Here is a 13,658-nt window from a genome sequence, read left to right as displayed (position 1 = left end):
TAATTCGTATGTTTCACCTACTAAAACTCTATAAAAAACCCCTCATTCCTTATTAAGATAAGGAATGAGGGGTTACTTTCCATTACTTTACAGCCTAGAAAACAGTTTACTGCTTCACTAAAATGAAGCTATTTACCTAGGCATATCCCTATTTTAACATTGATGTTTTCTTCAATACAGAAAACATACTACTATATTACTTTATTTTGTAATATTCCATAGATAATAATTCTTATTTTTTGATACATTCTTAATGTTCGCACAATAATTCGGCCTATAGAATGAAATATTGTTAACTTTGCGTTATAATGCAGAAACCATACGCACTTACTGATAGCTACATACCTTTAATCTTCATCTAATGGGTTTAAACTTTCATTTCCAGTTAGAGAAGCAATCATCGTAACTAATAATTCAATTTCTTGTTCCATATCTTTCAAGCTAGACGTTTCTACAGGGGAGTGCATGTAGCGTAAAGGTAACGACACTAAAGACACAGGAACCCCTTTACCGGTTAATCTCATTTTATCTGCATCTGTACCTGTCATTCTTGGTGTAAGCTCATATTGTACATTTATCTTTAACTGCTTCGCGGCTCTTTCTAACCATTGATTTATTTTCCTATTAATCGGCGCCCCTTTAGCAAGAACTGGTCCACCCTCTAGTCGGACATCACCATATTTATTTTTATTCACTCCTGGATAATCTGTAGCAAAAGTAACATCACAAGCGATTGCCATATCTGGTGCAACTCCCGCAGCTGCAAAATAGGCTCCGCCCATATTTGTCTCTTCATTAACCGTACTTGCTGCATAGACACCAACCTCACAGCCTCGTTCCTTTAACCCTTTTAAAACCTCAGCCACTATAAATGCGCCCGTTCGATTATCAAGTCCTCGGCCAGAAACGTATCTATCACTTAAAATCTCTGGTTTTGTATTGTAAACAACTAAATCTCCTATTTGGATATGTTGTTCAGCCTCTTCCTTCGTTTTGTACCCACAATCAATAAATAAATCTTCCAAGCTGAAATCATTCTTTAATCCACCGTGATGCTGAGCATTTACACCGATTACACCCGTAATCGTTTGCTGATAGCCTAAAACAGTAACTTTCATTCCAACAGCCGCTTTTGGATTAATGCCTCCCATTTGATCAAAATGTAAAAACCCTTGATCATCAATGCGGTTAATCACAAGTGCAATTTCATCACAATGACCTGCAAGTAATACTTTAAAAGGTGCATCTGGATTTAGTACACCAATCGCGTTTCCAGCATGATCCGTTCTAATTTCGTCAGCAAATTCTTTTACATACTGTATCCACTTTTTTTGTATTTCCATTTCACTACTTGATGGTGATGGTGTTTGTAATAAATTTAATAAAAAATCTTGGTTTGCTAATACCACTCTATTTTCCTCCTTATTCGATAACTTGATGATGTACTACTATTATGATAGCAAAAAATTCGATGAAGAGCACTTTTGTTTACGCGTATAATAACTATGTGTACACTTTAATAAAGTGAAACTTCAATCTGTGGGGATTTTGTGTATCCCACACGGATTGGTAGTACCAAAAGGGTATGACCTAAAGGCCCTAGAACCAATCGGACATTTACGGGCAATTGATCCCTTACTTAACAATATTGGTTTTACTGTATTGCTTGATGTGGGGGGCTTACTGCCAGTTATATGGGGGATAAAAAGATTTGAAGGAGAGAAAATCGATGGACTTAAATCAATGGTATAATATTGGTATTTCACCTGACACATATATTGAAACAATGGAACAGCATCAAGAAAACTTATTACATATTTATGATCATTTCTCCTTACCAGCTGATGAGGAGTTTTTTGCAAGCGTAAAAAAGAAAAATTTACGTGTAATTGTTTTAACGGAAGACTGGTGTGGCGATGCTATGTTGAACATCCCTATTTTATTACATATTGCGGAAGTAGCCCAAATTGATGTTCGTTTATTACATCGAGATAAAAACCTGGAACTGATGGATGAATACTTAACCAACGGTAAATCTCGCTCCATCCCCATCTTCATTTTTATCGACAAAAATGGCAATGAAGTTGCCAAATGGGGGCCGAGAGCGTCAGCAATTCAATCCTTTGTAGAAAAATCTCGAAGCGAATTACCTAGCAAAGAGTCTACAGATTATAAAGTAAAATTTGATGAAATGATCCTCTTTATGACAAAGTCTTATCGAAACCGTACTTCTTTTTGGACTGATGTATACCAAAGTTTAAAAGAAACACTGCAAAAAATAGAAGTTAATCAGTGATTCAGTTAACATAGCTGTGTTAATCCGTTGTCCTATTGGAGATTATAATTAGCGAAGCCTGTCCATAATGGAGAGTATAAGAGTAAAAAACTACGTTGAATCGTGTATTTTTGGGGACAGGTGACCGTTATGAGCATTCGAATTTTTAAACAAATCTACTTCAGACTGCCTATTTTTATTAGACTACTTGTAGTTATATTTTTGCTTATGTTTCTTTTTGGTGGCCTAATCCATATCGTAGAGCCAACGCAATTCCCAAGCATATTTGATGGCGTATGGTGGGCATTTGTAACTGGAGCCACGGTGGGTTACGGAGACTTTGTACCGTTAACCGTAACCGGAAAGATCGTTGCAATTTGTTTAATCTTGACTGGCGGTGGGTTAATTGCTTTCTATATAACCTCTTTATCTGCTGCAACAATTCAACACGAAAAGGACCTTGCACAAGGTAAACTCCCTTTTAAAGGTAGTAACCATTTAATTTTAATCGGATGGAACGAGAGGACCAGACAATTAATTGAAATTATTTCAACATCTTCCGTGCATATCCGCATGGTTCTAATTGATACAACCTTGGACCATGTTTCTTTTCCAGATTATCCGGTACACTTTATACAAGGTGATCCTTCAGAGGACCGTATATTAGAAAAGGCAAATATAAAACTAGCAGAACGTGTATTAATTACTGCAGATATCACTAAAAAGGAAAGGGATGCAGATAATCATTCTATCCTTACAGCCGTTGCTATTAGAGGAAATAACGCTAAAATTCCGATCATAGTGGAAATACTTTCTTCTATACAAATAGACAATGCACATCGTGCCGGCGCAACAACCATTTTAAGATCTAATGATTTCACCAGTGCTCTTTTTTACCATGAGTTATCTAGAGAAACCAAGGCGAGACCATTTGAGGATATTTATCATATCTTAACAACTCAACAATTTCATCATGCTACATTACCAGAAGAATTGGAGAATGTATCCTTTGGAGAGGCAGCCGCCATTCATCGGAAGAGCCAACAGATTTTATTAGGTATTATTCGAAATAGCACCTATTATATCAATCCAACATCAAAATTTATCCTAAAAAAAGACGATGTACTCATCGGACTAATCCCTTGGAATGATTAAGTCCTCAACTCTTTTCATTAGTTCTTTACCAGTAGTTATATACGCTTCTGGAACTTCAGCGTCAGGATCTGTTGGAGCTTGAAACTGATTAAATGTGCCTTGAAAAGCTCCTGCAGATCCGCTTTCATCGTAGCCTTTCTGATATTGATGTGCTAATAAAAACGGTTTTTCCAATCGGACAGTAACACCTGGGTAATCTAAGGAACCTTGCACTGCATAAAATGGTATTCGCAAAAAATAGTAAGTTCCTTGATCATCTATTTTTAAATCAAAAAATCCTTTCTCATAATCCCAATTTGAACCAATTACAAATCCTTCAGGCTTTAACAATTCCTCAAGTACAAATAAAGAATAAATTTTGTTTTCCAATTTTGATTCTAGTGGTACCAATATAAATCACCCTTTCATCAGCGTTATCTTTAATATGTTTTGCCACATGTTAATTATTATGCTAAAATATTTTATTGTGTAAAATGAATCGAATAATGGTATAGGAGTTGTTCAGCATGACAAACAAATTTGAGAATGGTCAAATTTTAGATGGAAAAGTTACAGGAATTCAACCATATGGTGCTTTTGTGGCACTTGATGACGAGGTTCAAGGTCTTGTTCACATATCTGAAGTTACACATGGATATGTAAAAGATATTAATGAGCACTTATCTATCGGTGATGAAGTAAAGGTAAAGGTTTTACAAGTTGATGAAGAAAAAAACAAGGTTTCATTGTCTATCCGCGCAACAGAGGAAGCTCCAAAGAAGCAAGCGAAGCCTCAGAAGGTACAAGCAAAACATACAGATAATGATTCTGCAGGTTTTAATACACTAAAAGATAAGCTTGAAGAATGGATCAAGCAATCAGAAGGTAATTATAGTAAATAATGATAAGGCAAACTCAATCGTACGAGTTTGCCTTATTATTTAACTGTCAGCCCTCCCAGGCTCACGTTGATCTGCAAATGCTTCATCCGTTTTAAATAATAAAGGTAGCAATACTAGGCCGCTTATACCTACCAATGTATAAATCACACGCGCGAAAGCAGCACTTTGCTCACCACCAAAGATAGCTGCTACTAAATCAAATTGAAATAAACCAATTAAGCCCCAGTTAATTGCACCAATGATTGTAATTGCTAAAGCGGTACGTTGTAATCCATTCATCATTTACCCTCCTTTTCTCTTTTATTCACCTTAGCTTATGCATCTTATAAAAATCTATACAGTGTCTTTCTTGATTTCATAACATCACTTGGGTAAAGTAAGTTATGTACAGGTTTGAAAGTGCTGATGAAGGAGGAAATAAGATGACACATGTAACATTTAATTACAAGAAGGCTTTTGCTTTTTTTAATGAACAGGAAATAGATAATCTAGAAGGTGCCGTAAATGCTGCACATCATGCCATACATGAAAAAACGGGTGCAGGAAACGACTTTCTCGGTTGGGTTAATTTACCTGAAACGTATGATAAGCAAGAATTTGCTCGAATTAAAGCAAGTGCTAAAAAAATCCGCGAAGATTCAGATGTATTATTAGTCATTGGGATTGGTGGCTCTTACTTAGGTGCTCGAGCTGCACTTGAAATGCTTAATCATTCTTTTCAAAGCTACTTATCGAAGCAAGAAATCGATGCGCCGCATATTATCTTCGTTGGGCATCATATGAGTTCAACCTATATTCATGAATTAATGGATGTTTTAAGAGATAAGGATTTCTCTATCAATGTAATTTCCAAGAGTGGAACAACAACAGAACCAGCCATTGCTTTTCGGATTTTCAAAAAAATATTAGAAGAAAAATATGGTGAGGAAGCTGCAAAAGACAGAATTTATGCTACAACGGATAAAGAGAAGGGTGCTTTAAAAACTTCCGCTGATCAAGCTGGTTATGAGACCTTCGTGATCCCTGATGCCGTTGGTGGTCGTTACTCCGTTTTGACAGCCGTTGGTTTGCTTCCTATTGCTGTTAGCGGCATTTCTATTGATAACATGATGAACGGTGCTCATGCAGCCATGAACGATTTAGCAGAACCATCAATCAAGAATAATCCTAGTTATCAATATGCAGCAGTTCGTAACATTCTATACAACAAAGGAAAAACGACAGAAATGCTTATTAACTACGAGCCAAACCTTCATTATTTTGCTGAATGGTGGAAGCAGCTTTTTGGAGAAAGTGAAGGAAAAGATAATAAAGGGATATATCCATCTTCTGCAAATTTCTCTACCGATTTGCATTCACTTGGTCAGTATGTACAGGAAGGTCGTCGTAATTTATTCGAAACAGTATTACACGTAAATGAGTCCAAATATGATATTACGGTAGAAGCGGAAGAAGATAATTTAGATGGCCTGAATTATTTAGCAAGTAAAACGATTCATGAAATAAATGACAAAGCCTTTCAAGGCACATTATTAGCACACACTGATGGCAATGTACCTAACTTAATTGTAGAGATACCAAAGCTCGATGCATATACATTTGGTTATTTGGTTTACTTTTTTGAAAAGGCGTGTGCCATAAGTGGCTATCTACTTGGTGTTAATCCATTTGATCAGCCTGGAGTTGAGGCTTACAAAAGAAATATGTTTGCCCTACTAGGAAAACCTGGCTACGAAGATGAAAAAGAACAGTTAGAATCAAGATTATAGTGCTTTCCAAAAAACTTACCAATTTAGGTTTAAATTTCTATTTAACAGGGTATACTATCAAATGTAAGACTTTCTCGTATTCCCCCTGTAAGCAAAGCGATATCGCTTTGCTTTTTTTATGGATAAATCTTCGTTTACTCCCCTGTTAAAAAGGCATATTTCTTTAGTTTAATTATAAGAAGTATAGTGAAAGAAATGTTATACTATAAAAAATAAATAGCTAGGAGGTCACAAATGGGAATATTTGATTTGCAACATAATAGAAAAAATACACGTTCGGTTAAATGGGATATGCTTAAACCAATGTTTCAAACAGAAGATGTATTACCAATGTGGGTAGCAGATATGGACTTTAAAGCTCCTGAACAAGTAAATCAAGCTTTAATTGAACGAGCACAGCATGGTATATACGGCTATACGGTGATTGATGATGAAGTCAAGAATTCTATACTTAAATGGTTATCACAAAGACATCAATGGAATATCAAACAGCAATGGCTATCATTTAGTCCTGGTGTTGTTACAAGCCTACATATGGCAGTACAAGCTTTTACAGAGCCTGGAGATAAAATTATTATACAAACTCCTGTGTATACGCCTTTTTATAAGGTAATAGAAAGTCACCAAAGAGAGATTGTGAAGAACCCACTCATCTATAAAAACAATTATTATCAAATTGATTTTGCTGACTTTGAAGAGAAACTAAAACAAGGAGTTAAAGCGTTTATTCTTTGCTCCCCGCACAATCCAGTAGGACGAGTTTGGAAAAAAGATGAATTAACTGAGCTAGCTCGTTTATGTATGAAGCACAATGTTCTAATTATTTCTGATGAAATTCATGGAGATCTTACATTCCCTGGTGAAGTGCATATACCGATTGCGTCACTTTCTGAGGAAGTCGCCGAACAAACCATAACTTGTATGTCCCCATCCAAAACATTTAATCTTGCTGGTTTACAAGCATCTTATGTCGTGACTTCTAATAAAGAAAAAAGGGAATTACTAGATGCTCAATTTGCTAAGCAAGGTGTTAATATGCTTAATACAATGGGAAATACTGCATTAGAGGCAGCTTATACACATGGTGAAAGTTGGCTTGACGAGCTTCGGCATCTTTTAAAAAATCACCAAACGTATGTAAAGGAGATGTTTGAAGAACATACACCAGAATTAAAAGTTATCGATTCTGAAGGAACCTACTTATTATGGATTGACTGTAGTGCGTTAAAGCTAGATCATAAAGAACTCAAATCGTTTATGATAAAAAAAGCAAGGGTAGGCTTAAATACGGGAGTTGATTATGGACAAGAAGGCGATACTTTCATGCGCATTAATATCGCTTGCCCTCGAGCAACCCTCGAAGAAGGAGTGCAGCGAATCATTTCTGCTGTAAAAAATAGATAATTAATGAGTTTGTGCTAAACAGAGAATTTGCAAGTCGAATGGTCATACTATTGTAAACTGAAGTATGGTAATCCTTTCCACAGGTCCAGCTAACACGCTAACTTAGAAGCTGCTTAGCAGTGCCGCTCTTCGGACATTTGCGGATCTGCAGAAGTCATCCATATTGCCTCTGCTAGATTTACACTATTTTCGCCATTCCTTTCGCTTAGATACGTCACCATATAAATGAATATTCCGAACTGTAATCCGGTTATAACCGTATACGGATTACTGTTCGGAGTTTCTTTATCTTTTGTCTCGTCCTCTATTCTTCCTGTTTTTCATTATATTGCGTAGGATCTGTTGGAGATTCTTCTTGTTTTTCGTTTTTAGTTAATGTACCGCATATAATTCTTTCGCCTGAATTACCACCAGGTTGGCTCATTCCATCATCTTCTCCTTCTGTAACAATGACAGCTGTCCCATCCCCTCTTGTCAGAGAATTTTTCCCATCCAACAATGTTGCTTCCGGAAGCATAAGATCTGCATCAACCAAACCTCCTGAATCTGCCTCAATATTTGGCAAATCTCCTAAATGAGCACCCTCTGGATGCATGAGTCCATGCTCTTTTCCCTCTGGATTAAAATGATTTCCTGCTGATTTAAAATCCGGGCCTTCACACTTAGCGTATTCATGCATATGAATACCATGGAATCCTGGAGCTAAACCCTCAAGCTTTACTTTAAGATTCACGCCACCTGACTGTTCATTAAAAGTAATAGTTCCGAGCATATCTCCAGAAGCATTATACATATCAACACTTTTACTCTTTTCATCTTTCGGTTGGCAGCCTGTTATTAAAAGCATAATTAGAATAAAGGATAACCAGCGCATACGATTGTCTCCTTTTAACTGATTTGCCCTTTATTCTTTACCTATTTTAGAAAATCTAATCGTTGTGTAGGGATAAAGTGATACTTCAATCAGTGGAAGTTTGATTTATCCTCCACTGATTGTTAGTATCACAAGGCTAGGACCTAAAGGTCTTTGAATCAATCGGACATTTACTGCCATTCGTCCCCTTCTTATCCATATTGGTTTCTCTTTATTGCTTAGTGGGATTCTTACTGCTAGTTATATGCGGGAAGACAAAATCGCAAGTGCCCGATTAGAAATGTAGCGACTGGAACGACAACGAAGATAAAGGAATCACGGAGCTTGCGAACCGATGATGATTTATCCGTAGGGCTATTCGTGAACTCGCCTAGTTCCTGAAGGCTCTGGACGCGGCTCAACAGGCCCATATATATCCACAGGCTCAAATTTTATAATTTCGTAGACTATGAAAAAAGAAGATTTAGTACACATTATTCATTATTTTTATCGTTTAATTGCTCATTATATTGCTCATTAAATTTTTTCTCATCATTTTTAGATTTTTTATAGAACAAATACATTACAATACTAGCAGCAATTAAAAAGATGACTAAAGTGATTACAGCTGGGATATATTCTGATTTATCCTCTGGGAAATAGAGAAATGGCATCATTTTCATTCACTTCCTTCTTTGCTATTATAGCAAATTCCACTATATAACTAAATGAGTGATCTATTTTGTTCGCTAAACGGATACATTTTTGGCACAATAATAGTAAGGAGGACGATAAATATGCCAGAAGTTCAACTAGGGGAAACAGTTAAAGCCCATTATCGCTCAGGAACATATATCGGTAAAGTAATGGACGATAAAGGAGATCGCTATGTTGTAGAGGTCCTTGCTGTTAAGAAGCATCCAATGCAAGGAGATTTGCACAATCCGAATCAAACCGAAGGGGTTTTCTTCCATGAAAGAAAAGCCCTTGCACATCATGAAAAAATGAATGTAAAAAAACCAGCTGTACATTCATATCCAGATCCTATACCTAACTACATAGTATCATTAAAAGAAGCTGTAGAAACGTATCGAGCAAAGCTGCTTAAAGACGATACTGCATATCACAGAGCAGCACTGGAGTGTTTAAATAGGTTAGAAGAACAGTATTATGACAAAATATAGAAGAGGTCCAAGCCCACTTTCACGCTATAAAGATTTACTACACCCAAGCCTGATTAGCTAATTCATTACTATCAGCAGTGCTAGATGAAGGTAGCACCTTTTCACTATATGTAAAAAAGGCTGGGACAAAACACAACTTCTTTACCCAAAATACGAATAATCATATTATCAATAAGAGCATCATCGCCACACCGTGAAAATATACGCGCTTTTCGCGGGCACGGCCTCAGCTAACTTGGTAAAGAAAAACACGTTACCAAGTGGATTTTCGGACTCGTGCTGTTCCCACCGGAGTCTCGCTTATTTTAGGTGCTAAATGAATGATTCTTATCAAAAAACGAACGATAATTAATTTCAATTAATTATCGTTCGTTTTTTATTGTTTCTTCATTCTTTTGTCTCAGCCTTATGATAAAGGACATTTAACAAATAACTTTAAATTATTATTCACCTAAATGCTCTTTAATTACTTCCTCTACACCCTTAAGCGCTTCTTCCTCATCAGTTCCTGTAGTGGTAATTTTAATCTCTGCACCTTTAGGAATTCCTAAGGACATAACACCCATTATTGATTTTAGATTTACTGTCTTCTCATTGTATGAGATTTCTACTTCTGACTCGAACTGACCTGCTTTATTTACCAGAAGTGTAGCTGGACGTGCGTGAACTCCTGTATCCGCTGTAATTGTAAAATTTTGTTCTTTCATCCTCATTCATCCTTCCAAAGATATTATCTTTTTATGTACATACAGTACATTGGTTTTTCATATGTTATTAAGTGAAAAACTGAACTAATAATATTATATACAATAATAAGCATTTTTGAAACAGATAAGCTACAGTTTTTTATGTATCGACAAAGATTTAACAACTTCTGCTTCTATTTTCAATCATGATACGATAGTTTATACCTATTATTTGTCAGAAAGGATGAATTATAGAACTATTTGTCTTTCCTAATAGCTTATGATAACGTTATTTTGAAAGTATTCCATTTATACTAGGAGGAATTAACATGAGTGTACATATAGGTGCAAAGCAAGGAGAAATTGCTGACAAAATATTATTACCAGGTGATCCCCTTCGTGCCAAATATATCGCAGAAACTTTTTTAGAACATCCAACACAATATAATAGCGTTCGCGGTATGTATGGATTTACAGGAACATATAAAGGAGAAAGGGTATCGGTTCAAGGAACCGGAATGGGAGTTCCTTCCATCTCTATTTATGTGAATGAATTAATCCAGAGCTATGATGTAAACAAACTAATCCGCGTAGGTACTTGTGGAGCAATACAAAAAGATGTCAAGGTTAGAGATGTTATTCTTGCTCAAGGATCTACCACTGATTCACAAATGAATCGCATGACCTTCGGTGGTATAGACTACGCTCCACTTGCTGACTTCCATTTATTAAAAAATGCATATGATGCTGGAATAGAAAAAGGATTAAACTTGCGAGTAGGTAATGTCTTTACAAGTGACACGTTCTACCGTGATAACGCAAAAGAAATCAATGAAAAGCTTGCTGCTTATAAAGTGCTTGCAATTGAGATGGAAACAACTGCATTATATACCTTAGCAGCAAAGTATGATCGCCAAGCTCTTTCCGTTCTTACAGTTTCTGATCATATATTAACTGGTGAAGAGACGACCTCCGAAGAAAGACAAACAACCTTCAATGACATGATGGAAATTGCATTAGAGGCAGCGATTAAATAGCATAACATAGAAGGTGGGAGCCTACACCCACCTCTTTTATTCTCCTCTCTACTTTTCTTCCTTAAAGAAATTATCTAACATAGAAATAGTTTATCTAGCATTTAACAGCCACAATTTTTGTTAACCTAAAAAAAATGAGGTTGACAAAAATCCATTCTCCAATTACTATCATATACAGAGAGGATGAGATTATGAAAGGATTACGAACAATTGATCTTACATATGGAGCCGTATTTGTTGTTTTAATGGCTATAGGTGCAAATATTACGGTTTGGTTCCCTATGCTGGCAGTTCCAATCGGCGGGACAAGCGTGCCTTTATCCTTACAGACATTCTTCGCCATATTAGCCGGATTAATGTTAGGTAGAAAGCTAGGAACTCTTTCTGTTCTAGTGTATATACTTGTCGGATTTGCTGGTGTTCCCGTATTTGCTGGATTGTCAGCGGGACCTACAGCATTATTAACTCCAACTGGTGGATTTATCATATCTTTTATTTTTGTAGCCTATTTTACTGGATGGATGGTCGATAAACGGAAAGAAAGCTCTCTTTTTTATTACTTACTTGCTGCACTCGTTGGAACCATCATTAATTACGGTATAGGTGTATCATATATGTATGTCGCCTTAAATACGTGGTTAGCGGCTCCTATAACTTATCCATTAGCTTGGGCTTCGATGATTCCATTCTTGATTAAGGATATCGCCTTTGCTGGTTTAACTGCTTTATTTATGGTCAGAATTGCAACACGTATTCCAGCAGTTCGCCAAGCCAAAATTGGATAAATACTAAATTTATAAAATAATTCTTTGGTGCGCCTGATTACTAGCCATTCATGTGATAATATAGCATTAGATACCATGCATATTGTCATCTAACAAGGGATAAACTTTCCTTTAGAAAGGATGTTTAGACGACCATGGAATTATTTCATAATTACCCATTGTTTGCTGCTCTAACTGCAATAATTTTTGCTCAAGTTGTTAAAATTCCCATTTCGCTTATCGTTACAAGAGAATTTAAACCGGATTTAGCTTTTAGTACTGGAGGAATGCCAAGCAGTCATTCAGCTGCTGTAGCTGCATTAACAACAGGTGTAGGTATTGTAGAAGGAGTTTCCTCTACCATGTTTGCTATCTCATGTGTATTTAGTGTGATCATCATGTTTGATGCTACTGGTGTTAGAAGACAGGCCGGGGAGCAAGCCATCGTGTTAAATCAATTAATTAAAGATTTCCAGCTATTTATTGATGGAGCAAAAGATTGGACAAATAAAAAGCAATTTGAAAAACGCCAAGAACTAAAGGAATTATTAGGTCATCAGCCGATCGAAGTATTTTTTGGCGGATTAACAGGTGTAGCGATTGCATTCATTTTAAATGCATTGCTAAATTAATTCATGCTGGAGCAATAGTATTTTAGTTTAAGCAAAAGCCGAACTATCATTCGAAATATTTGGTACTGATCTCTTGAAATTAGATTACTCTAACTTCAGGGAGCGGTACCATCAGAACTCTTCGAATCTGTTCGGCTTTTTTGCTTTTAAACTATTTATTGGAAAAGCACTATTAGCTGATAAAATACATAAACTTCTGTTGACCTATTTTAACTAATTATACTTTTTTAACTATCCGTTATTTCCTGCCTAAATACTTGTAAAGCTTGATTCTCATTTAATTCATCCAATTTCTTTTCCGAAAGCTTACCATTACCTTTTTCAATCACGTATACATCAAGTTTCTTTTTCCCCCACTGACTGTATACGTCCTCGACCGTATTATAATAAAGGTCAATTTTATTCCCATTAATAGCACTGCCCTTATCAGCAACAACTCCAAATCCATAATCAGGAATAAATAAGATAGTGCCGATAGGATATACATTAAGATCTGCTGCTATCGTAGAGTACAAATCTCTTTTTACCTTGACCCCAGAATAAGTAATCCCATATTCCGGATGATCTGGTGTCTTTCCTGTTGACTCAATTCCAGCAGTATATCCTGTTGCAACAACATTTGCGCTTGGATACTGTTCAAAATTAATTACATCAGCTAATGTCTCTGCACCTTCAATTTCCTCACTAGAAATATAGCGCTTCTTCTCCTTTAGATGATTCAATGATTTCCCTTGTAATACCGTATGCCTAAGGGAAGAATCAGACGCCTTTGCTTCCTTAATCATATGAACAGCAGGTGATTTCAGCTTGGACCACACCTCTACTTCTGCAAAAGATACATTGGTTATGGACGAAATAGTAGTAAGAAACGCTACGATTGCTAAGATTACTAAACTTGTTCTACGAATAAAACTTTTGACATTCATAAATAACACCTCTCTGGTAGTGAACCTTTGTACAGTCTATAGAAAGTTCCAGTAAATCAAGCTCTTCCCTGACTCAGGACAGATAGTTGATA

At 36.2% G+C, this 13,658-nt stretch carries 16 protein-coding genes; 9 read left to right on the top strand and 7 right to left on the bottom strand.

All coding sequences use genetic code 11. From position 1 onward, the window contains the following. Positions 1–347: 347 nt before the first annotated feature. Complete coding sequence (locus RVS70_RS03935) at positions 348–1,409, bottom strand: M20/M25/M40 family metallo-hydrolase (protein ID WP_026681518.1); 1,062 nt, start codon at positions 1,407–1,409, stop codon at positions 348–350. Between the two features lie 320 nt (positions 1,410–1,729). On the opposite strand from RVS70_RS03935, the gene RVS70_RS03930 reads away from it, so the two are divergent. Together RVS70_RS03930 and RVS70_RS03925 are read left to right on the top strand one after the other, a co-directional pair. Further along, positions 1,730–2,296 carry a thioredoxin family protein gene (locus RVS70_RS03930; protein ID WP_121605566.1) on the top strand — a complete coding sequence of 189 codons (567 nt, stop codon included), beginning with the start codon at positions 1,730–1,732 and terminating at the stop codon, positions 2,294–2,296. 129 nt (positions 2,297–2,425) lie between these two features. After that, positions 2,426–3,430, top strand: coding sequence for a potassium channel family protein (locus tag RVS70_RS03925; RefSeq protein WP_321132545.1), 1,005 nt, complete (start codon positions 2,426–2,428; stop codon positions 3,428–3,430). On the opposite strand, the gene RVS70_RS03920 is transcribed toward RVS70_RS03925, so the two are convergent. Further along, entirely contained in the window at positions 3,410–3,820 is a 411-nt protein-coding gene (locus RVS70_RS03920) for a YugN-like family protein (RefSeq protein ID WP_026681522.1), read from the bottom strand. The genes RVS70_RS03925 and RVS70_RS03920 overlap by 21 nt on opposite strands. 116 nt (positions 3,821–3,936) lie before the next feature. Here RVS70_RS03920 and yugI point away from each other — a divergent pair, with 116 nt between their 5' ends. Next, complete coding sequence (gene yugI / locus RVS70_RS03915; RefSeq protein ID WP_026681523.1) at positions 3,937–4,311, top strand: S1 domain-containing post-transcriptional regulator GSP13; 375 nt, start codon at positions 3,937–3,939, stop codon at positions 4,309–4,311. A gap of 39 nt (positions 4,312–4,350) precedes the next feature. Here yugI and RVS70_RS03910 read toward each other — a convergent pair whose 3' ends face one another. Beyond that, on the bottom strand, positions 4,351–4,590 hold the full coding sequence (locus tag RVS70_RS03910; protein ID WP_026681524.1) for a DUF378 domain-containing protein: 240 nt from the start codon (positions 4,588–4,590) through the stop codon (positions 4,351–4,353). Positions 4,591–4,733: 143 nt separating this feature from the next. On the opposite strand from RVS70_RS03910, the gene RVS70_RS03905 reads away from it, so the two are divergent. Together RVS70_RS03905 and RVS70_RS03900 are read left to right on the top strand one after the other, a co-directional pair. Further along, positions 4,734–6,080 (top strand): glucose-6-phosphate isomerase, encoded by a 1,347-nt coding sequence (locus tag RVS70_RS03905; protein WP_321132544.1) that lies wholly within the window; start codon positions 4,734–4,736, stop codon positions 6,078–6,080. 234 nt (positions 6,081–6,314) lie between these two features. Next, positions 6,315–7,484, top strand: coding sequence for a MalY/PatB family protein (locus tag RVS70_RS03900; protein ID WP_121605568.1), 1,170 nt, complete (start codon positions 6,315–6,317; stop codon positions 7,482–7,484). A gap of 304 nt (positions 7,485–7,788) precedes the next feature. On the opposite strand, the gene RVS70_RS03895 is transcribed toward RVS70_RS03900, so the two are convergent. Together RVS70_RS03895 and RVS70_RS03890 are read right to left on the bottom strand one after the other, a co-directional pair. Beyond that, positions 7,789–8,358 (bottom strand): superoxide dismutase family protein, encoded by a 570-nt coding sequence (locus RVS70_RS03895; RefSeq protein WP_026681527.1) that lies wholly within the window; start codon positions 8,356–8,358, stop codon positions 7,789–7,791. A gap of 473 nt (positions 8,359–8,831) precedes the next feature. Next, positions 8,832–9,014, bottom strand: a complete 183-nt coding sequence (locus tag RVS70_RS03890; RefSeq protein WP_026681528.1) for a hypothetical protein — start codon at positions 9,012–9,014, stop codon at positions 8,832–8,834. A gap of 120 nt (positions 9,015–9,134) precedes the next feature. On the opposite strand from RVS70_RS03890, the gene RVS70_RS03885 reads away from it, so the two are divergent. Next, positions 9,135–9,521 carry a kinase-associated lipoprotein B gene (locus RVS70_RS03885; RefSeq protein WP_026681529.1) on the top strand — a complete coding sequence of 129 codons (387 nt, stop codon included), beginning with the start codon at positions 9,135–9,137 and terminating at the stop codon, positions 9,519–9,521. A gap of 443 nt (positions 9,522–9,964) precedes the next feature. Here the strand turns inward: RVS70_RS03885 and RVS70_RS03880 are convergent, their stop codons facing one another. Continuing rightward, positions 9,965–10,228, bottom strand: a complete 264-nt coding sequence (locus RVS70_RS03880) for a phosphocarrier protein HPr (RefSeq protein ID WP_026681530.1) — start codon at positions 10,226–10,228, stop codon at positions 9,965–9,967. A gap of 308 nt (positions 10,229–10,536) precedes the next feature. On the opposite strand from RVS70_RS03880, the gene deoD reads away from it, so the two are divergent. The 3 genes from deoD to RVS70_RS03865 all read left to right on the top strand — a co-directional run bounded on the left by deoD (position 10,537) and on the right by RVS70_RS03865 (position 12,640). Next, entirely contained in the window at positions 10,537–11,244 is a 708-nt protein-coding gene (gene deoD, locus RVS70_RS03875; RefSeq protein ID WP_205388753.1) for a purine-nucleoside phosphorylase, read from the top strand. 191 nt (positions 11,245–11,435) lie between these two features. After that, positions 11,436–12,029, top strand: a complete 594-nt coding sequence (locus tag RVS70_RS03870) for a biotin transporter BioY (protein WP_026681532.1) — start codon at positions 11,436–11,438, stop codon at positions 12,027–12,029. 134 nt (positions 12,030–12,163) lie between these two features. Beyond that, a complete protein-coding gene (locus RVS70_RS03865; RefSeq protein ID WP_026681533.1) occupies positions 12,164–12,640 on the top strand; it encodes a divergent PAP2 family protein in 477 nt (158 codons plus the stop codon). Positions 12,641–12,867: 227 nt separating this feature from the next. Here RVS70_RS03865 and RVS70_RS03860 read toward each other — a convergent pair whose 3' ends face one another. Further along, positions 12,868–13,566: a 3D domain-containing protein gene (locus RVS70_RS03860; RefSeq protein WP_026681534.1), complete on the bottom strand. Its 699-nt coding sequence runs from the start codon at positions 13,564–13,566 to the stop codon at positions 12,868–12,870. Between the last annotated feature and the right edge of the window lie 92 nt (positions 13,567–13,658).

Origin of the sequence: Virgibacillus sp. M23, assembly GCF_034190895.1 — a bacterium.
GTDB lineage: Bacteria > Bacillota > Bacilli > Bacillales > Amphibacillaceae > Virgibacillus > Virgibacillus salarius.
This window is presented reverse-complemented; position numbering and strand designations above follow the sequence as displayed.